Annotated in this window: 17 protein-coding genes; 11 read left to right on the top strand and 6 right to left on the bottom strand. The window is 70.9% G+C overall.

Annotation, left to right across the window (positions count from 1 at the left end; translation table 11 throughout):
- The first annotated feature begins 133 nt into the window (after window positions 1–133).
- Both LUTJ29_RS0113730 and LUTJ29_RS18205 read left to right on the top strand, forming a co-directional pair.
- On the top strand, window positions 134–3064 hold the full coding sequence (locus LUTJ29_RS0113730; protein WP_232221220.1) for a TonB-dependent receptor: 2931 nt from the start codon (window positions 134–136) through the stop codon (window positions 3062–3064).
- A 197-nt stretch (window positions 3065–3261) separates the two neighbouring features.
- Window positions 3262–4254, top strand: coding sequence for an AraC family transcriptional regulator (locus LUTJ29_RS18205; protein WP_084524887.1), 993 nt, complete (start codon window positions 3262–3264; stop codon window positions 4252–4254).
- 9 nt (window positions 4255–4263) lie between these two features.
- On the opposite strand, the gene LUTJ29_RS0113720 is transcribed toward LUTJ29_RS18205, so the two are convergent.
- Together LUTJ29_RS0113720 and LUTJ29_RS0113715 are read right to left on the bottom strand one after the other, a co-directional pair.
- Entirely contained in the window at window positions 4264–5664 is a 1401-nt protein-coding gene (locus tag LUTJ29_RS0113720; RefSeq protein ID WP_027073020.1) for an NAD(P)(+) transhydrogenase (Re/Si-specific) subunit beta, read from the bottom strand.
- Window positions 5661–5960 carry an NAD(P) transhydrogenase subunit alpha gene (locus LUTJ29_RS0113715; RefSeq protein ID WP_027073019.1) on the bottom strand — a complete coding sequence of 100 codons (300 nt, stop codon included), beginning with the start codon at window positions 5958–5960 and terminating at the stop codon, window positions 5661–5663. The genes LUTJ29_RS0113720 and LUTJ29_RS0113715 overlap by 4 nt, the downstream gene beginning before the upstream one ends.
- 194 nt (window positions 5961–6154) lie before the next feature.
- On the opposite strand from LUTJ29_RS0113715, the gene LUTJ29_RS0113710 reads away from it, so the two are divergent.
- Genes LUTJ29_RS0113710 through LUTJ29_RS0113700 form a run of 3 tightly spaced genes read left to right on the top strand, consistent with a single transcriptional unit; the run spans window position 6155 to window position 7524 of the window.
- On the top strand, window positions 6155–6703 hold the full coding sequence (locus LUTJ29_RS0113710; protein WP_051323037.1) for an RNA polymerase sigma factor: 549 nt from the start codon (window positions 6155–6157) through the stop codon (window positions 6701–6703).
- Entirely contained in the window at window positions 6700–7071 is a 372-nt protein-coding gene (locus tag LUTJ29_RS17545) for a hypothetical protein (RefSeq protein WP_051323027.1), read from the top strand. Before LUTJ29_RS0113710 ends, LUTJ29_RS17545 begins: the two co-directional genes overlap by 4 nt.
- A 3-nt stretch (window positions 7072–7074) precedes the next feature.
- Window positions 7075–7524 carry a DUF3106 domain-containing protein gene (locus LUTJ29_RS0113700; RefSeq protein ID WP_043741501.1) on the top strand — a complete coding sequence of 150 codons (450 nt, stop codon included), beginning with the start codon at window positions 7075–7077 and terminating at the stop codon, window positions 7522–7524.
- A gap of 32 nt (window positions 7525–7556) precedes the next feature.
- Here the strand turns inward: LUTJ29_RS0113700 and LUTJ29_RS0113695 are convergent, their stop codons facing one another.
- Both LUTJ29_RS0113695 and LUTJ29_RS0113690 read right to left on the bottom strand, forming a co-directional pair.
- Window positions 7557–8657 carry an NAD(P) transhydrogenase subunit alpha gene (locus LUTJ29_RS0113695; RefSeq protein ID WP_027073016.1) on the bottom strand — a complete coding sequence of 367 codons (1101 nt, stop codon included), beginning with the start codon at window positions 8655–8657 and terminating at the stop codon, window positions 7557–7559.
- A 118-nt stretch (window positions 8658–8775) separates the two neighbouring features.
- Complete coding sequence (locus LUTJ29_RS0113690) at window positions 8776–11265, bottom strand: DUF1631 family protein (RefSeq protein ID WP_084524885.1); 2490 nt, start codon at window positions 11263–11265, stop codon at window positions 8776–8778.
- A gap of 131 nt (window positions 11266–11396) precedes the next feature.
- Here LUTJ29_RS0113690 and LUTJ29_RS0113685 point away from each other — a divergent pair, with 131 nt between their 5' ends.
- From LUTJ29_RS0113685 to LUTJ29_RS0113670, 4 genes are read left to right on the top strand one after another with little or no spacing between them, the layout of a single operon-like run.
- Complete coding sequence (locus tag LUTJ29_RS0113685) at window positions 11397–11918, top strand: nitroreductase (RefSeq protein WP_051323026.1); 522 nt, start codon at window positions 11397–11399, stop codon at window positions 11916–11918.
- On the top strand, window positions 11915–12850 hold the full coding sequence (locus LUTJ29_RS0113680) for a 5'-3' exonuclease H3TH domain-containing protein (RefSeq protein WP_027073013.1): 936 nt from the start codon (window positions 11915–11917) through the stop codon (window positions 12848–12850). Before LUTJ29_RS0113685 ends, LUTJ29_RS0113680 begins: the two co-directional genes overlap by 4 nt.
- A 32-nt stretch (window positions 12851–12882) precedes the next feature.
- Window positions 12883–13437, top strand: a complete 555-nt coding sequence (locus LUTJ29_RS0113675; protein WP_027073012.1) for an NUDIX hydrolase — start codon at window positions 12883–12885, stop codon at window positions 13435–13437.
- A gap of 3 nt (window positions 13438–13440) precedes the next feature.
- Window positions 13441–14220, top strand: a complete 780-nt coding sequence (locus LUTJ29_RS0113670) for an N-formylglutamate amidohydrolase (protein WP_027073011.1) — start codon at window positions 13441–13443, stop codon at window positions 14218–14220.
- 162 nt (window positions 14221–14382) lie between these two features.
- Here LUTJ29_RS0113670 and pip read toward each other — a convergent pair whose 3' ends face one another.
- Together pip and prmC are read right to left on the bottom strand one after the other, a co-directional pair.
- Complete coding sequence (pip, locus tag LUTJ29_RS0113665) at window positions 14383–15324, bottom strand: prolyl aminopeptidase (RefSeq protein WP_027073010.1); 942 nt, start codon at window positions 15322–15324, stop codon at window positions 14383–14385.
- Between the two features lie 51 nt (window positions 15325–15375).
- Entirely contained in the window at window positions 15376–16209 is an 834-nt protein-coding gene (gene prmC / locus LUTJ29_RS0113660) for a peptide chain release factor N(5)-glutamine methyltransferase (protein WP_027073009.1), read from the bottom strand.
- Window positions 16210–16662: 453 nt separating this feature from the next.
- Between prmC and ahpC the strand changes: the two genes are divergently transcribed.
- Together ahpC and ahpF are read left to right on the top strand one after the other, a co-directional pair.
- Window positions 16663–17226 carry an alkyl hydroperoxide reductase subunit C gene (gene ahpC / locus LUTJ29_RS0113655; protein WP_027073008.1) on the top strand — a complete coding sequence of 188 codons (564 nt, stop codon included), beginning with the start codon at window positions 16663–16665 and terminating at the stop codon, window positions 17224–17226.
- A 178-nt stretch (window positions 17227–17404) separates the two neighbouring features.
- The gene (gene ahpF / locus LUTJ29_RS0113650) at window positions 17405–18994 is read left to right on the top strand and encodes an alkyl hydroperoxide reductase subunit F (RefSeq protein WP_027073007.1); all 1590 of its coding nucleotides are present in this window, start codon (window positions 17405–17407) and stop codon (window positions 18992–18994) included.
- The last annotated feature ends 2 nt before the right edge of the window (window positions 18995–18996 follow it).

The raw sequence follows: 18996 nt of genomic DNA, 5'->3' as shown, positions 1-18996 counted from the left end.
CTTCTGCACATCCACCGGGTCGCCTGCTGCGCATCCATCGGGGTTAACGGTTCGTAAATTCGAACCGTGCTGCCGGTGCGACGCAACGCCGCCGGCTGGTGCCTTCCCGAGCAAGCGAACCCGTCTGGAGAGGATGATGATCCCAAGAACCCACCGACTGCGCGACGCTATCGTGACCGCGCTGGTCGCCGGTCTCGCCGGCGCGACCCTGGCCGGCAGCGCGAACGCGCAGGACGCCAGCGAGGAGTCTTCCGCGCAGCCCACGCCAACCAGCCTCGACGCCGTCACCGTCACCGGCAGTCGCATCGCCGTCCCCGGCGTCACGTCGAGCAGCCCCGTCATGTCGGTCGACCGCGACGAATTCACGCTGACCCAACCCGTCGCTGTCGAGGAGTTCGTCAGGAACGTGCCCGCGATGACGCCCAGCATGGGCCCGGGCATGAACAACGGTACCGCCGGCGCGGCCACGATCGACCTGCGCGGACTCAACCGTGCGGGCAACGCCAACCGCACCCTCGTGCTCGTGGACGGTCGCCGGCCGGTGCCCTACAACCTGGGCAGCATCGTCGACACCAACACGATCCCGCTGTCCCTGCTGCAGAGCGTCGACATCCTGACCGGCGGCGCTTCCGTCGTCTACGGCGCGGACGCGGTCGCGGGCGTGGTCAATTTCATGCTGCGCCGGGACTTCGAGGGCATGGAGTTCTCGACCTCCTACGGCCAGTCCAAGTACGGCGACGGCGCGCGCCAGCGCATGGAACTGACTATCGGTGCCAACAGCGCCGATGGACGTGGCAACGTGGTCCTGAGCCTGAGCCAATCGAAGGTGGACCCGGTGCTTCAGGGCGACCGTCCCTGGAGCGTGTACGCACTCAGCTCGACGACCGGCGAGCCGGGCGGCTCCGGCACTGCGATCCCGGCGCGCTTCTCGGTCGCCAGCGTCGATCCTGCCAACATCCCCAGCATCAGCGGTCGCCAGATCGATCCCGAGACCGGCGGACTGGTGCCCACCTTCAGCCTATATAACTACAACCCCGCCAACTACTACCAGACCGGCCTCGATCGCTATCAGGCGACCGCACTGGGCCGCTTCCAGCTCAACGACAGTGCCGAGGTGTACGCCGACCTGAGCTACACCCGTTCGCGCGTCGATTCCAACGTCGCCGCCTCGGGCATTTTCGGCGAGGTCATCGATGTCCCGATCGGCAATCCCTACATGCCGGAGGCGATGCGGCAGCAGGTCTGCGAGGTCCGTGGCATCGCGGCCGCCGATTGCGTGTCCGGCCCCGGCGGTACCACCCTGGTTCCGATGAGCATCTTCCGCCGGATCGAGGAGTTCGGACCGCGCATCAACGATTTCAACACCAGGACCTTCCAGACCACGGTTGGCGTGCGCGGAGACATCGGCGACAGCTGGCGCTACGACGCGTTCTGGTCGCACGGCGAATCCAGCCAGCTGCAGACGCGCGTCAACTGGGGTTCGCTGTCGAAGGTGCGCCAGGCCCTCAACGCACTGAGCACCACCGAATGCGTCGATCCGAGCAACGGCTGTGTGCCGCTCAATGTCTGGGGTTTCGAGGGATCGATCACGCCCGAGATGGTGGACTTCATCAACCTCAACGCGTACCTGACCCAGGACGTGGAACAAAACAACGTCGCCTTCACCCTGTCCGGCGACCTCGGAGGGTTCAAGAGCCCCTGGTCCGACTATCCCATCGGCATCGCTGCCGGCACCGAGTACCGCAAGATGCTGGCTTACACCCGGTCGGATGCCGCCTCGCAGATCCTCGGCGAGGTCATGGGCACGGGCGCACCTTCGCCCGACACCGACGGTGATTTCAGGCTGATCGAAGGCTTCGTCGAAGCCATCGTCCCCCTGGTCAGCGGCAAGACCGGCGCCGAGAAGCTGTCCATGGAACTGGGCTATCGCCGGACAGACTTCAAGACCGGGGCCGGGACAGGCAGCGATTACGGCAGCTGGAAGTACGGCCTCGACTGGTCGCCGGTCAACAGCCTGCGCCTGCGCGGCATGTTCCAGCGTGCCACCCGCGCGCCCAATGTCGCCGAGCTGTTCACGCCGCAGCTGACCGCGCTGGACAACCTCAGCACCGACCCCTGCGCAGGCAGCGCCATCAACCTGGCCGAAGCCAATACGCCGGGAACATTGTCCAACCTGTGCCGCATGACCGGCGTACCACTGCCCTTCATCGGCGGCGTCGACGAGCCTTCTTCAGGACAGGTCAACGTCCTGATCGGCGGCAATCCCGCGCTCGCGCCGGAGCTCGCCGATACACAGACCGTCGGCCTGGTGTGGACGCCATCCAACGACTTCGCGTTGACCCTTGACTACTGGAAGATCGAGATCGAGGACGCAGTCTCCTCCAAGAGCGTGGCCGACGTCATCGAGGGCTGCTATTCGCGCGACCGCAACCCCGGCATGGAGTTCAACGAGGACTGCGCGCTGATCGGGCGCTCGCCGGCTAACGGCACCTTCAACGGTTCCGAGGCACGCGGCATCGCCCTGCTCACCTCCAACCTCGGCAGGATCGAACGCGACGGCGTCGACCTGGGCATCCGTTACACCACGCCGCTGCCGGGTGCCCTGGGCTCGCTCGACTTCGGCCTCGACCTCACCCGCTATCTCAGCGACGACTTCCAGGCCACGCCCACCTCGGAAATGCGCGACTGCCTGGGCTACTACAGCAAGAGCTGCACCCCGAGCCACAAGCTCAAGTCCGCGCTGCGCACGACCTGGACCGTCCACGACGTCGGCCTGTCGCTGATCTGGCGGCACCTGGACGCGATCGACTACGAGCCGATCGCCGAGGAGATCCTCGAGGACTTCAGGCACATCCCGTCGACCAACTACTTCGACTTCGCGGTGACGTACAGGGCGCCATTCAACGCCGACATCAGCCTGACGGTCGGCAACCTCACCGACCGGAAGCCGCCCATCATTGGCGCGGACACCGGCTCGACGTCGCAGAACAGCGGCAACACGTTCCCGACGTTCTACGACGCCATCGGCCGCTACATCACGCTGGGGGTGAACTTCCGGTTCTGATCTCCTCCCGGCGATGCCCGCTGGCGACGGCCCCGCAAGAGGGGCCGTCGCCATGTCCGGGGTCACGCGGGATTCGCCGTCCGGCGCCCGGCCGGCCGCGTGCAATTGGCCCCCTCGATGCCGGATGAATTGGGACCGCACGAGGCCAGTTGGACCCGGTAGCCTGAAACCTGTCATCGCAACGCCAATCCGTGCAGATGGATTCAGCAGGTTCGATCAAGCAGTTCCATCACCACCACCCCACGTGCACGGAGATCCCGCCTGCGGCCGCCGTCGCCGTCGGCCTGTCCGGCGATCTCGCGGGGCGTTCCGGGACGCCAGTGCGTTCCCATGCGCTTCGTTCCTTCACCCGGTTCGACCTGGCCGATTCACCGCCCGATGCCCTTCACGTGCTGGCTGCCGGTGGCCGCAGCCTCCAGGTCCTCGCCCCCGCCCGATGGGTGACCCTCTGGGTGCCATTGTCCGGCGCACTGGACATGACCGGACCCGATTCCCGCTGGCGCGTCTCGCCGGGCAAGGCGCTCGTGTGGCGTGACCGGCCGCTGCGCGTGGAGGTGCGACGCGCCGCGGGGTGGATCGCGGTCTGCGGCGCGCCGCAGGCCTGGGAACCGGTCCTGCAATCGCACGCGGATGGCGCGTCCGCGCTGTTTCCGTACCACGACGCCTGCCCCCGTGCGCTGCGACGACTCGCCGTGCGCGCCGCGCGCATGGCCCGCCATGCGGACGCCGGCCTGCTGGCCGGGACCGCGCTCTGGGCACTGGGCGAGGAACTGCTGGACTGGCAGCAATCGCTGCGCGACCTGCTCGCGCGCTGTACCGGGCGCACCCTGCGCCGCCGCAGGCAGACGCTCATGCGACTGCTGTGGGTGCGACACCTGATCGAGCACGGCGAGGATGGTCGCCTGGACCTGGCCACCCTCGCCGCCAACGCGAACTACTCGCCCTGCCACCTGGTCCGCAGCTATCGCAACGTGTTCGGCGAGACGCCCTTCGAGTACGCGGCACGATTACGCCTGCAGCGCGCCTGGCGGCTGGTCATGGAGAGCGGGATGCCGGTGTGCGAGATCGCTGAAATGCTCGGCTTCGAAAGCCAGAGCGCGTTCTGCCGGGCGTTCAGGAACGCCTTCGGCATGACCACCGGGCAGGCGCGGCAGCAGCACCGCGATCCCGGGAGCCGGATGGCCGCATGACCGGCGGCGTCAGTGGCCGCCGTCGAGCGCCTTGAGCTCGCTCACCAGCGCGTTGGCCATCGCCGCACCGTCGCCATAGAGCATGCGGGTGTTGTCGGCGTAGAACAGCGCGTTCTCGATCCCGGCGAAGCCGGTGCCCTTGCCGCGCTTGATCACGATGACGTTCTTCGAGTCCACCACGTCCAGAATCGGCATGCCGTAGATCGGGCTCGCCGGGTCGGTCTTGGCCACCGGATTGACCACGTCGTTGGCGCCGATCACCAGCGACACGTCGGTGGTCGGGAACTCCGGGTTGATGTCGTCCATGTCCGCGATCAGGTCGTAGGGCACGCCGGCCTCGGCCAGCAGCACGTTCATGTGCCCGGGCATGCGGCCGGCCACCGGGTGGATCGCGAACTTCACCTTGACCCCGCGCTCGATCAGCCGCTGGGCCAGCTCCCAGATCTTGTGCTGGGCCTGGGCGACGGCCATGCCGTAGCCGGGCACGATCACCACGCGCTCGGCGAAGGCCATCATCGCCGCCACGTCGGCCGCTTCGATCGGCTTCTGCGAACCGGTGATCTCGGCGCCCTCGGCCCCTGCCCCGCCGAAGTTCGAGAACAGCACGCTGCGGATCGAGCGGTTCATCGCCTTGGCCATGAGCCGGGTCAGCAGCATGCCGGCCGCGCCGACCATCATGCCGGCGATGATCAGCGCCTCGTTGCCGAGCACGTAGCCCTCGAACGCCACGGCGAGGCCGGTGAACGCGTTGTACAGCGAGATCACCACCGGCATGTCGGCGCCGCCGATCGGCAGCGTCATCAGCACGCCCAGTGCCAGCGCGGCGATGAAGAACACCACCACCCAGTGCAGGCCGAGCGTCCAGCCCGCCACCACCGCCAACGCCACCGTGCCCACCGCGACCAGGGCGTTGAATGCCTGCATCCCCGGGAACGCGTAGCGCTTGTCCATGCGCCCGTCGAGCTTGGCCCAGGCAATGATCGAGCCCGACAGGGCCACCGATCCGATCAGCGCGCCCAGCAGCGCCAGCACCAGCGGCACCGGGCCGGCGGCCACGCCTGCCGAGGACCAGCGCAGCAGTTCCACCGCGCCGATCGCCGCCGCCGAACCACCACCCAGGCCGTTGTACAGCGCCACCATCTGCGGCATGTCGGTGATCGCCACCCGCTTGCCCGACACCCAGGCCACCACCGTGCCGAGCACCGCCGCGGCCAGGATCAACGGCAGGTTATGCAGGCCGGGCAGGAAGAACGTGGCCACGGTGGCGATCACCATGCCCAGGCCGGCCCAGCGGATGCCGCTGCGCGCGGTCAGCGGCGAGGCCATCCGCTGCAGGCCGAGCAGGAACAGCGTCGCGGCGGCCAGGTAGCTGCTGCCGATCACCAGGTGCACGACCGCGGGCCCGCTCATGCCGACGGCTCCTGCTTCTTCGAGGGCTTGAACATCTCGAGCATGCGCTCGGTGACCACGTAGCCGCCGGCGGCGTTGCCGGCGCCCATCAGCACCGCGACGAAGCCGATCGCCTTCTCCAGGGTGGTGTCGGCGTGGCCCAGGACCACGATCGCGCCGATCAGGACGATGCCGTGGATGAAGTTGCTGCCCGACATCAGCGGCGTGTGCAGGATCACCGGCACCCGCGAGATGATCACGTGGCCGGCGATGGCCGCCAGCATGAAGATGTACAAGGCCACGAACCCGTCGCTCATCCCCGCCTCCCGCTGTGCTGTGCCGCGCATCATAACCGGCGCTGAACCGGGACTGGAGCCGTCAACCCGGGCCGCCCCCGGGCGTTGACCGGTCAGACCCAGGGTTTCCGGTGCAACTTCGGATGGATGGTGGATACCAGGGCGGACAGGCCCGCGCGGGCCTCGGCGCTCCCACGACGGCGGCAGCGGTTAGGCTGGCGCCCGTGGAGACGCACGCCGCCGAAGCCGAGGTGCCCGCGACGCTGGAACAGTTCCTGGCAGCGGTCTCGGCCCGCGCGTTCCGCTTCGCAGAACTCGGCCTGCGCCACCGCGAGGACGCCCTCGACGCGGTCCAGGACGCGATGGCGAAGATGCTGGCCTACCGCGACCGTCCCGCCGCGGAGTGGACCCCGCTGTTCTGGGCCGTGCTGCGCAGCCGCATCGTCGATCTGCAGCGCCGGCGCAGCTTCCGCCTGAAATGGTTCAGCGACGCGCGCGACGAGGACGGCGGCGAGATCGACTGGGCCGACGAGGCCACGCCCGATCCGGCGCGCGAGCACGACAGCCGCGAGGCGTGGTCCCGGCTCGCCGGCGCCCTGCGCGGGCTGCCTGCGCGCCAGCGCGAGGCGTTCACGCTGCGGGTGCTGGAGGAACTGGACGTGGAGACCACCGCGAAGGTCATGGGTTGCAGCGAGGGCTCGGTGAAGACCCACCTGTTCCGCGCCCGCGAAGCCCTGCAGAAGCAACTGGAGGAATTCCGATGAACATCGACGACACGGGCCAGGCCCGCTTCGACCAGGCCGCGCGCCGGGCGTATGCCGACGCGCAGGCCCGGGTGTCGGCCGGCACCATGGCGCAGCTGCACCGTCGTCGCCACGCCGCGCTGTCCACGCCGGCGCCGCGGCCGCGCTGGCGGCTGCCGGCCGCGGCCTTCGCCTCGCTGCTGGTACTGGGCGCCGGGCTCGGCATCGGCCTGCGCTGGGCCGGCGATGCGCCGCCTCCGCAGCCTGTCCCGCAGCTCGCCGCGGCGAGCGATCCCGGCATCGAGGCCGTGCTCGACGACCTCGACCAGAACCCCGACTTCTTCGTCTGGCTCGCTTCGGGCGACGCCGACCTGCTCGCGATGGAGTAAGCCATGGCCCTGCGCATTCCCGCCCGCATCCGCATCCTCGTCCTGGCGCTTTCCCTCGCCCCGCTGGCGGTGGTCGCGCAGTCGCAGGACGCCGCGTCCACGCCGCTGCCCGAATGGGACCGCCTCACCGCCGAACAGCGCGAGCTCCTGCTTGCACCGGTGCGCCACCGCTGGGACGCCAGTCCCCCGGAGAAGCGCCAGCACATGCTCGAACACGCGCGGCGCTGGCAGTCGATGACGCCCGAACAGCGCGAGCACGCACGCCACGGCATGCGCCGCTGGCACGACATGCCGCCCGAACAGCGCCGCCAGGCCCGGGCGCTGTTCGAGCACATCCGCGGATTGCCCGAGGCCGAGCGCAAGGCGATGGTCGAGCGCTGGAAGGCGATGACCCCGGCCGAGCGCAAGGCCTGGGTGGACGCGCATCCGCCGCGGGAGACGCCGCCGCGCTGACCGGGCGGCGCCGCGCGCGGCCGGCCACCGGTTCAGGCCGGGGCCGCCTCGCGCTCCGGCCAGACGGTCTTGGCCAGCAGCTCGTCGTCCCAGTCGAACTCGAGCCGGCCCCCGCGCAGCAGCAACGAGACGAAGTTGTAGAGGTTGCGGGCGAACATTTCGCTGGCGTGCAGGGCGCCCATGCTGGCCAGGTCCATGGGACCGGCCACGATCACGCCATTGGCGGTCTCGAAGGTCTCGCCGCGACGGGTCAGTTCGCAGTTGCCGCCGGTCTCGGCGGCCAGGTCCACGATCACGCTGCCGGGCTTCATCCCGTCCACCATCGCCGCGCTGATGATCTTCGGCGCCGGGCGCCCCGGCACCGCCGCGGTGCAGACGATCGCATCGATGCCGCGGATGTGGTCGGCCAGGCGCTGCTGCTGCAGCGCGCGCTCCTCGTCGGTGAGCGGGCGCGCGTAACCGCCCTCGCCCACCGCGCTCACGCCGAGGTCGAGGAACTTGCCGCCCAGCGACTCGACCTGCTCGCGCGTCTCCGGGCGCACGTCGAACCCCTCGACCTGCGCGCCCAGGCGCCGCGCCGTCGCCACCGCCTGCAGGCCGGCCACGCCGGCGCCCACCACCAGCACCTTCGACGGACGGATGGTGCCGGCGGCCGTGGTCAGCATGGGGAAGAAGCGCGGCGCCAGCTGGGCCGCGATCAGCACCGCCTTGTAGCCGGCCATGCCGGCCTGCGAGCTGAGGATGTCCATCGCCTGGGCGCGGGTGGTGCGCGGCAGGCGTTCGAGCGGGAAGGCCACGATGCCGCGCTCGCGGATCGCCGCCGCGCGCGCCTCGTCGGCCTGCGGGTGCAGCGCCCCGACCAGCACCGCGCCGGACTTCATGCCCGCGATCGCGGCCGCGGGCGGCGGCTGCACGCACAGCACCACGTCGGCGTCGGCGAGCACGTCGCCGTCCACCAGTTCGGCGCCGGCATCGGCGTAAGCCTGGTCGGGGAAGCGCGCGAGCGCACCCAGCCCCTTCTGCACGCGCACCACCGCGCCGGCCGCCATCAGCTTCTTCGCGGTTTCCGGCGTCAGCGCGACGCGGCGCTCGCCCGGCGCGCTCTCGCGCGCCACCCCGATGATCACCGCCATGCGATCCTCCCCACGACTGTCGGCGCCATCCTAGCGAATCGCCAGGGCGGGCGCGACGCGCGGTGCGTGCGTGGGCGATGGATCCGGATGTGACCGTCTCGCCGCGGCGACCGGGCGGTCAGGCGGTGCCGGTCCCCAGCGTCGGACCAGGCGGCGTGGACAGCTCCTGCGAGGTCGCGTTGATCCGCTGCCACAGCTGTTTCATGGCCTCGTCGAACGGCGAGTCCACCGAGCGCACCTGGGCGCGGCCCTCGGCCACCATCACCGCCAGCTCCTCCGGCGAGACCACCAGCTTGCGCACGCCGCGGCGGTTGACGATCAGGAAGCGGCCGGTGAGCGGGCTGATCCAGGCGATCCGGCCGGCGCTCTCGTGGCCGTCCTCGTCCACCAGGCGCAGGCCCTGGCCGACCCGCAACCGGCGCATGCGCGCCGCGATCGCCGGGTCGAACGCGAGCTGGGCGTTGCCGCCGGCCACGCGCAGCACGCCGTCGTCCTCGTCGGTCGGCTCCTCCGGCTGCGGCTGGTGCACGGTACGGGGGGTGTCGGGCAGCGCCAGCGCGGAGATGATCCGGGCCATCGCGTCGCGGGCCGAGCCTGCCTCCATGCCGCAGCTGGCGTAGCACTCGCCCAGCGGCACCTGCAGCGCCAGCAGCTGGCCGGCGACCACCGCGCCGCGCACTTCGGCGGCGTCGGCGTCCACCTGCACCATCGCGTCGCCCAGGTTGATCGCCGACAGGTGGCGCGGCGAATCCGGCCCATCGCGCAGCCAGGTCTGGGTGAGGTAGTGGCGCCAGTGGCGGTCGAGGAAGTGGGCGACCGCCGCGGTGAGCGGCCGTCCGGACAGGCGCGAGGCCACCAGGTCGGCGGCGCTGCGGCGCGCCTGCTGCAGCCGTTCGCGACCATGGATCGCCTCGGCCGCGCGCTTCTCTGTCAGTTCGGCGCGACGGCGCTGCTGGTCCAGGTGGTCGCGCAGCTCGGCCGCGGCCAGTTCGAAGATCGCCTGGTCCTCGCCGTACTCGCCCACCACCCGGTCCACCGCGTGGCCGGCCTGGTTGAGGGTTTCCTGGTCCTGCGGGGTCTTGCCCTCGTTGCCGTCGCAGGCCTCGGTGACGGCGTCGAGCAGGCGCCGCGCCGGGTGGCTGCGGCGGTTGAACAGCGAATCGTCGGTCAGCGCCACTTTCAGGTACGGCACCACCAGCTTGCCGTAGAGCTGGCGGGCCTGGCCGACCAGGTCGTTGGCGTCGAACAGCGACTGGAACAGGATGCCGATCAGGTCGATCGCATCCTCCTCGTCGCTGCTGAAGCGGGTATTGGCCGGGTCAAAGCCGATCTGGCGCACGCCGCTGAGCAGGGCGTGGCGGATGACCTCGGCGAGCGGGCGCCCGTCTTCGCCGGCCAGGACCTTCTCGAACGGCTCGGGATCGTCGCCCTGCAGCAGCGAGGCGAGGTTGAGCAGTTCGGCGGTCCCGAGGACGTGGGTCGCGCCCGGGGCCGGCTCGGACGCGGCCAGGCCGCGCGTCGGATCGAGCGGCTGGAGACTGTCCTGCGCCGAGGCACGGTTGCGCTCGCGCCAGGCGCGCAGCTGGTCGCGGACCAGGTCGCGGTAACGCAACGGGCGGCCGCTGGCCAGCGCCTCGGCCACCACGTCGTCCCGCGCCGGGGCGGCTTCCCCCGCGCCGCCCGCCGGCGACGCGGGGCGGCCGTGCCTGCCGTCGTAGGCGCCGCCCGGCGCTGGCGCGGAGTGGCCTCCGCCCTGCCCGCCCCCGATGCCGGCACCGGCCTCGGCCTCGTCCTGTCCGCCGCGTCGCGCCTGGACCCCAGGCCCGGTGTCGCCGCCGGTGCCGATGTGGGGAACGACCCCGCCATCGGGCACCCAGCCCTCGGCCTCCCCATGGGGGGCGGGGGCAGGCGGACGCGCCCGAGGCGCGGTACGCCGCGCCTCGGGCGCCAGACCCGAGAACGAGGCCGCGTCGAGGATCGCGTTCGCCTTCTCGTACAGCTCGCCGAGCACCTTGGGCAGGCGCTTGTCGAACTGCTGGAACACCATCGAGCGCAGGCCGGCGGTGAGGTCGTCCGGGCCGAACAGCGAGACGAAGGCGTTCACCGCCACTTCCGGACGCAGCGGATTGGGGCGGCGCCGGTCGATGCCCAGGGCGCTCGAGAGCTGCCGCAGCCGCTCGTCGAGCTGGGCCAGCGGGTGCAGGAACTGGTGGTCGAGCAGCTCGGTGATCTGCTGGCCGGCCAGGTGGACCTCCAGCTCCGACTCCGACATCAGGGTCAGCGAACGCTCGCGCGGCTGCGGCTCGTCAGACGCCTGCTCCCAGCGCTCGAACTCCTTCTCGATAGCCTCGCGGAAGCGGGTGGCCAGTTCCAGCGCGCGATGGCTCAGGGCCATCACCGCGACCCGGTCCTCCTGCACCGCGACGTAGTCGTGCCCGGCCAGCGCGGCCAGGCGCACCTGTTCCTCGATCCCGCTCCAGAACCCGGACAGCACGCCGCCCAGTTCGGTCACCGCCTCGTGCCGGAGGGCTTCCAGGACACGCGCAGGGGCGTGCTGCGAACCAGCGCGGCCCGGCGGGAAACCTGTCGGAACGGCACGAAGTGTCATTTTGGGGGGACAATGCACCTTCTAGGTCATCATCATTCTGCCTAAGTGGCGCCACGTCTGTGACTGCATCCGCAAATAGCTCTTCATCCGGCCCGATTCCGCTGGATTCGCGCCGCTCGGTCCCCGCCCGGATGCTCGGCGAGCCCGGTCCCGACGACGCCAGCCTGCTCCGGCTGCTGCAGTCGGCGGTCCGCGTGCCCGACCACGGCAAGCGGGTTCCGTTCAGGTTCATCCGGATCGCGGGCCCGGTCCGAGCCCGCCTCGGCGAGGCGCTGGCCGGGATCCTGCTGCGCCGCGAGCCGGACGCCAGTGCGGCGATGGTCGAGAAGGAGCGGCAGCGGTTCTGCCACGCGCCGGTGGTCGTGGCGGTGGTCGCGGTGCTGGACCCGGAGGATCGACAGATCCCGGAACAGGAGCGCCTGCTCAGCGCCGGCTGCACCTGCTTCGCCCTGCTCCAGGCCGCGCAGTCGCTAGGCTACGGGGCCAGCTGGGTCACGGGGTGGCCGGCCTACGACGCGGACGTGCACGGCCTGCTGGGCCTGTCCGCGAACGAGCGGATCGCCGGATTCATCCATCTCGGGACCCCCACCGCCGAGGTGCCCGAGCGCGACCGGCCGGACCCCCGCGCGCTGCTGACCGACCTGTCGCTGTGAACGCCGCCGGGGGAGCGCCCGCGGCCGGCGTACCGCTGTACCTGGTGGACGCCAGCCTGTACGTATTCCGCGCCTGGCACTCGATGCCGGACGAATTCCGCGACGCCGACGGCCAGCCGTGCAACGCGGTCCAGGGCTTCGCCCGGTTCCTGCTGGATCTGCTCGAACGCGAGCGGCCGCGCCACATCGCAGTGGCCTTCGACGAAGCGCTCGACAGCTGTTTCCGCAACGGCCTGTACCCGGCCTACAAGGCCAACCGGCCGCCGGCGCCGGAGGAACTGCGGCGCCAGTTCGCGCACTGCAAGGCGCTGTCGGCCGCGCTCGGGCTGAACGTGCTGGCGCACGACCGCTACGAGGCCGACGACCTGATCGGCAGCGCGTTGCACCAGGCGCGCGCGCATGGCCACCGCGGCGTGATCGTGTCGGCGGACAAGGACCTGTCGCAGCTGCTCGACGGCCACGACGAGCAGTGGGACTTCGCCCGCGGCCAGCGCTGGCGCGCGGCGGACGTGCGTGCGCGCCACGGCGTCGAGGCGCACCAGATCGCCGACTACCTCGCGCTGTGCGGCGACGCGATCGACAACATCCCGGGCGTGCCCGGGATCGGCGCCAAGACCGCGGCGGTGCTGCTGTCGCATTTCGGCAGCCTCGACGCATTGCTGGCGCGGGTGGACGAAGTCGGGTTCCTGCGCTTCCGCGGCGCGGCCCAGGCCGCGGCGAAGCTGCGCCTGCATCGCGAACAGGCGCTGCTGTGCCGGCAGCTGACCACGATCTCGCGCGAGGCGCCGCTGGGCGAAGCGGCGCCCCGCTTCGCACGCGGCAGCGCCGATGCCTCGGCCCTGGCCGAACTCTGCGCGCGGTTGCGCTTCGGCCCGCTCACGCGGCGGCGCCTGTACGCGGCCGCCGGGCTGGGCGAGCCGCCCCTGCCCTGATCGCCCCGACCGGGCGGGTTAACATCGCGCCCATGCAGACCAAGACCGACGAGACCGAACTGCTGTACGAAGGCAGGTGGCTGCGCCTGGTCCGGCGCGGCACCTGGGAAGCCTGCGAGCGCACCCACGGCGGGCAGGGGCTCGCGGTGCTGGTGGTGGCGGTGACGCCGGACGACGAAGTGCTGTTCGTCGAGCAGCCGCGCGCGGCGCTGGGCAAGCGCACCATCGAGATGCCGGCCGGGCTGGTCGGCGACGACGACGGCAGCGACACGCTCGAATCCGCGGCGCGACGCGAACTGGTCGAGGAGACCGGCTGGGAGCCCGGCCGGGTCGAGGTGCTGGTGATGGGGCCGACCACGCCCGGCATGAGCAACGAGCGCATCGCGCTGGTGCGGGCCTGGGACCTGCGCAGGGTCGGCGACGGCGGCGGCGTGGGCCTGGAATCGATCACGGTGCACACGGTGCCGCGTGCGCAGGCGCCGGCCTGGCTGATGCAGAAGCAGCGCGAGGGCTTCGAGCTGGACCTGAAGCTGTGGGCCGGGCTGTGGATGCTCGAGCACGCGCTGGACGGATCGCGCCGCGACTGAGCCATGCAGCCTGTCGCCACCCTGCTGTCGCCGCTGGATCCCGCACCGGTCCAGGTGCTGCGCGAGGGCGGGCGCTCGCCATTCCTGCTGATCGCCGACCACGCCGGCCGGGCCGTGCCGTCCGCGCTGGGGCGGCTCGGGCTGCCGCAGTCCGAACTCGACCGCCACATCGGCTGGGACATCGGCATCGCCGGCACCACCGCGCGGCTGTCGGAACGGTTGGACGCGTGCGCGATCCTGCAGGCGTACTCACGGCTGGTGATCGACTGCAACCGGCCGCTCGACTCGCCCGGCTCGATCGTCGAGCGCAGCGACGGCACGCCGGTACCGGGCAACCTCGACCTCGACGCGCACCAGCGCGCGCAGCGGATCGCGGAGATCTTCGAGCCCTACCACGCGCGCATCGCGGCCGAACTCGACCGCCGCGCCAGTGCCGGCCGGCCGGTGGTCCTGGTGGCGATGCACAGCTTCACCCCCTCGATGGCCGGGAATGACCGGCCGTGGCACGCGGGCGTGCTCTACCAGCGCGACGCGCGCTTCGCCCATGCGCTGCTCGAGGCGCTGCGCGACGAGGGCGACCTGGTGGTCGGCGACAACGAGCCCTACCGGGTGAGCGACGCGACCGACTATGCGATCCCGGTGCACGCCGAGCGCCGCGGCCTGCCGCACGTCGAACTGGAGATCCGCCAGGACCTGATCGCCGACGAGGCGGGACAGCAGGCATGGGCGCAACGCCTTGCGCGACTGTTCACCGCGCTCCAGGACAGGTTCGCGCGTTCCTGACCCTGCGCACCGCGCCGCCGCGGCACGCGACGGGGGCGCATCCAGGCCAGTCCGCAACGTTGCGGCGAGGAGGCAGGCCGGCACGATCGCGACACCACCGCGACCGCCCCCTTCGCCGGACGGGCGCCCGCTGCGCCCCGCCGCCTGGTACCGGCAGGCGCGCTACGCGAAGGCGTCGGTGGCGCGCACCAGCGCGTCGACGTTCTCGGCCTCGAACGCCGAGTGGCCGGACGCCGGCGTGATCACCAGCTCGGCCTTGGGCCAGGCCTGGTGCAGGTCCCAGGCGTTCTGCACCGGGCAGACCACGTCGTAGCGGCCGTGCACGATCACGCCCGGGATGCCGGCGATGCGGTAGGCGTCGCGCAGCAGCTGGTCGTCGACCTCGAAGAAGCCCTTGTTCGTGAAGTAGTGGTTCTCGATCCGGGCGAAGGCCAGGGCGAAACGCGGATCCTCGTGGCTGTTCACGAAGTCGGGGTCGACGTGCAGGAACGAGGTCGCGGCTTCCCACACGCTCCAGGCGCGCGCGGCGGCCAGGCGCGTGGCCTCGTCCTCCGAGGTCAGGCGGCGGTGGTAGGCGGCGATCAGGTCGTGCCGCTCGTCCTCCGGGATCGCGGCGAGGTACTGCTGCCAGGCCTCCGGGAACAGGCGCGAGGCGCCCTCCTGGTAGAACCACTGCAGCTCCCAGCGGCGGAGCATGAAGATGCCGCGCAGCACCAGTTCGGTCACCCGCAGGGGATGCGACTGGGCGTAGGCCAGGGCCAGGGTGGACCCCCAGGAACCGCCGAACACCTGCCAGCGCTCGATGCCCAGGTGCTCGCGCAGCGCTTCGATGTCGGCCACCAGGTGCCAGGTGGTGTTGTCGACCAGGTCGGCGTGCGGGGTCGACCGTCCGGCGCCGCGCTGGTCGAACAGCACGATCCGGTACTTCGACGGGTCGTGGAAGCGCCGCATCTTGGCGCTGCAGCCGCCGCCCGGACCGCCATGCAGCAGCACCACCGGCTTGCCCTTCGGGTTGCCGCACTGCTCGTAGTACAGGGTGTGGCGCCCGTCGACCGGCAGCATGCCGCTGTCGAAGGGTTCGATGTCCGGGTACAGCGTGCGCATGGGGTCGCCCTGTGGCCTGAGTTGCGCACAGTCTAGCGAGTGCGCCCCGCCTCAGCCGGGCCGCCGCCCGATTCCGACGCGGTCGCGCCCTTCGAGGTCGCGCCCGGTCCCGACCTCGTCGAACCCGGCCTCGCGCAGCAGCGCGCGCACGGCCGGACCCTGGTCGTGGCCGTGTTCGAGCAACAGCCAGCCGCCGGGGCGCAGATGCTTTGGCGCGTCGCGCACGATGCAGCGGATCGCGTCGAGTCCGTCCGGTCCGGAGGCCAGCGCCAGCGGCGGTTCGTGCGGCAGGTCGCCCTGGGCCAGGTGCGGGTCGCCCTCGGCGATGTAGGGCGGGTTGCTGGCGACCAGGTCGTAACGGCGCCCGGCCAGGGACCCGAACCAGGATCCGAGGTGGAACGAAACATTGCCGATACCGGCCGCGGTCGCGTTGGCCCGCGCGACTTCGAGCGCGGCTGCGCTGGCGTCGACCGCGTCCACCCGCGCCCGCGGCCGCTCGACCGCCAGGGCCAGGGCGATCGCGCCGCTGCCGGTGCCCAGGTCGGCCAGCACGGGCGACGACCCGGGCGGCAGCCGCTCCAGCGCCAGCTCCACCAGCCGTTCCGTTTCCGGGCGCGGGATCAGGGTGTCGCGCGTGACCGCGAGGTCCAGGGTCCAGAACCCCTGGCGGCCGCGCAGGTAGGCGACCGGCTCCCCCGCGCGCCTGCGCGCGAGCAGCTGTTCGAAGCGTGCGCGGGCGGCGGCATCGACCGGATCGGCACCGTGCGCGTAGAGCCAGGCGCGGTCGCGGCCCAGGGCGTGGGCCAGCAGCAGCTGGGCGTCGGCGGGATCGAGCCCGGCGCCGGCCTGGTCCAGGAGGGCGCGGACGGTGGGAAGGTCGGACATAACCGCGGCATGGTAGGCGAGCGCCGGTCCCGGCCGGCGGGGCACGATCCGGCGGCCCGCCGGATCGCCTCCGGCCGCCGGAAAAAACGAGGCGGCCACGAGGGCCGCCTTGAAGATTCCGTACCGCGTGTGGGAGGGAGGAGAGACGGATACGGAACGCGGCCGGGGCGCCTGGGCGCGGGTCCGACCCTGCACCACCCCGGGGTTCCGGCCCTTGGGCCACTGCGCCCCGGACAGCAGTGCATGGGATGAATATGCTGCAGCGCAAAATGCATTGCAAGCGGTTCCGGGCGCGAAAACCGGTCGATTTCGGGCTTGCTTGATTGAAGCTATCTATCGATTGTATAATTTAATTCGATTTTACCAATCGATAGTTGGTCCCTATCATTTCCCCATCGATCCGCACAGCCGTGGATCGAGACCGTCTGCAACCACCAACCCAGAGGAACCTGCATGTCCCTGATCAACACCCAGGTCCAGCCCTTCAAGGCCACCGCCTTCCACAACGGCGAGTTCGTCGAGGTCACCGACGCCAGCCTCAAGGGCAAGTGGTCGGTCCTGATCTTCATGCCCGCCGCCTTCACCTTCAACTGCCCGACCGAGGTCGAGGACGCCGCGGACAACTACGCCGAGTTCCAGAAGCTGGGCGCGGAGGTCTACATCGTCACCACCGACACCCACTTCTCGCACAAGGTGTGGCACGAGACCTCGGCCGCGGTGGGCAAGGCCCAGTTCCCGCTGGTCGGCGACCCGACCCACCAGCTGACCCGCGCCTTCGGCGTGCACATCGACGAGGAAGGCCTGGCCCTGCGCGGCACCTTCATCATCAACCCGGAAGGCGTGATCAAGACCGTCGAGATCCACGACAACGCCATCGCCCGCGACATCAGCGAGACCCTGCGCAAGCTCAAGGCCGCCCAGTACGTCGCCGCGCATCCGAACGAGGTGTGCCCGGCGAAGTGGAAGGAAGGCGAGAAGACCCTCAAGCCGTCGCTCGACCTGGTCGGCAAGATCTGATCGCTCCCCGCGACCGATCGCACCATCCCGCCCCGTGCCGCCCCACGGCGGCGCGGGAGCGGAACGGAGCCGATGCCGGCACAGCCAGCGGGTGGACTCCCTCCCCTCCCGCCATCCGCAAGCCAGCCGGCGTCGGTTCCGTTCCGCTTCCGCATAGCCTCCCCCCGCAGGAATTCCCGTGCTCGACAACGATCTCAAGGCCCAGCTCAAGGGCTACCTCGAACGCCTCCAGCGCCCGGTCGTGATCACCGCCTCGGTGGACGACGGCGACAAGTCGCGCGAGATGCTCGAACTGCTCGAGGACATCCGCAACCAGTCCGACCGGATCACGGTCGAGGTGCGCCGCGACGACGCCGAGCGCAAGCCGTCCTTCGCCCTGTCGACGCCCGGCCAGGACATCTCGCTGCGCTTCGCCGGACTGCCGATGGGCCACGAGTTCACCTCGCTGGTGCTGGCGCTGCTGCAGGTCGGCGGGCATCCGTCCAAGGCCGCGCCGGAGCTGCTCGAGCAGGCCCGTGCGCTCGAGGGCGATTACCGTTTCGAGACCTACTACTCGCTCAGCTGCCAGAACTGCCCAGACGTGGTCCAGGCGCTGAACCTGCTGGCGGTGCTCAATCCCAACGTCTCGCACGTGGCCATCGACGGCGCCCTGTTCCAGGACGAGGTCGAGGCCCGCCAGGTGATGTCGGTGCCCTCGATCTTCCTCAACGGCGATCTGTTCGACCAGGGCCGGATGGGCCTGGAGCAGATCCTCGCCCGGCTCGACACCGGCGCCGCGAAGCGCGAGGCGGAGAAGATCGCGAACAAGGAGCCGTTCGACGTGCTCGTGGTCGGCGGCGGCCCGGCCGGCGCCGCGGCCGCGATCTACGCCGCGCGCAAGGGCATCCGCACCGGCATCGCCGCCGAGCGCTTCGGCGGCCAGGTGCTCGACACCATGGCGATCGAGAACTTCATCTCGGTGCCGCATACCGAAGGCCCGAAGCTCGCCGCGCAGCTCGAGCAGCACGTGCGCGAGTACGAGGTCGACGTGATGAACCTGCAGCGCGCGACCCGCCTGGTGCCGGCGGGCGACGACGGCCTGGCGACCGTGGAGCTCGAGAACGGCGCCGCGCTGCGCTCGAAGACCGTGATCCTGTCCACCGGCGCGCGCTGGCGGCAGATGAACGTGCCCGGCGAGAACGAGTACCGCAACAAGGGCGTGGCCTACTGCCCGCACTGCGACGGGCCGCTGTTCAAGGGCAAGCGCGTGGCGGTGATCGGCGGCGGCAACTCCGGCGTCGAGGCCGCGATCGACCTGGCCGGCCTGGTCGCGCACGTCACCCTGATCGAGTTCGACGCCAGGCTGCGCGCCGACGAGGTGCTGCAGCGCAAGCTGCGCAGCCTGCCGAACGTGGCGATCATCACCAGCGCCCAGACCACCGAGGTGCTCGGTGACGGGCAGAAGGTCACCGGCCTGGTGTACAAGGACCGGGTGGGCGGCGACAGCCACCGCGTGGAGCTGGAGGGTGTGTTCGTGCAGATCGGCCTGCTGCCCAATACCGAATGGCTCAGGGGCACGGTGGAACTGAGCCCACGCGGCGAGATCGTGGTCGACGACCGGGGCCAGACCAGCGTCCCGGGCGTGTTCGCGGCCGGCGACTGCACCACGGTGCCGTACAAGCAGATCGTGATCGCCATGGGCGAAGGCTCGAAGGCGGCGCTGGCGGCCTTCGACCACCTGGTCCGGACCTCGGCCCCCGCGCCGCAGGTCGAGGCCTGCGCGGTCTGAGC

It is taken from the genome of Luteimonas sp. J29 (assembly GCF_000472505.1).
GTDB lineage: Bacteria > Pseudomonadota > Gammaproteobacteria > Xanthomonadales > Xanthomonadaceae > Luteimonas.
Note: the sequence above shows the minus strand (reverse complement) of the source record. Positions and strands in the feature narration are given on the sequence as shown.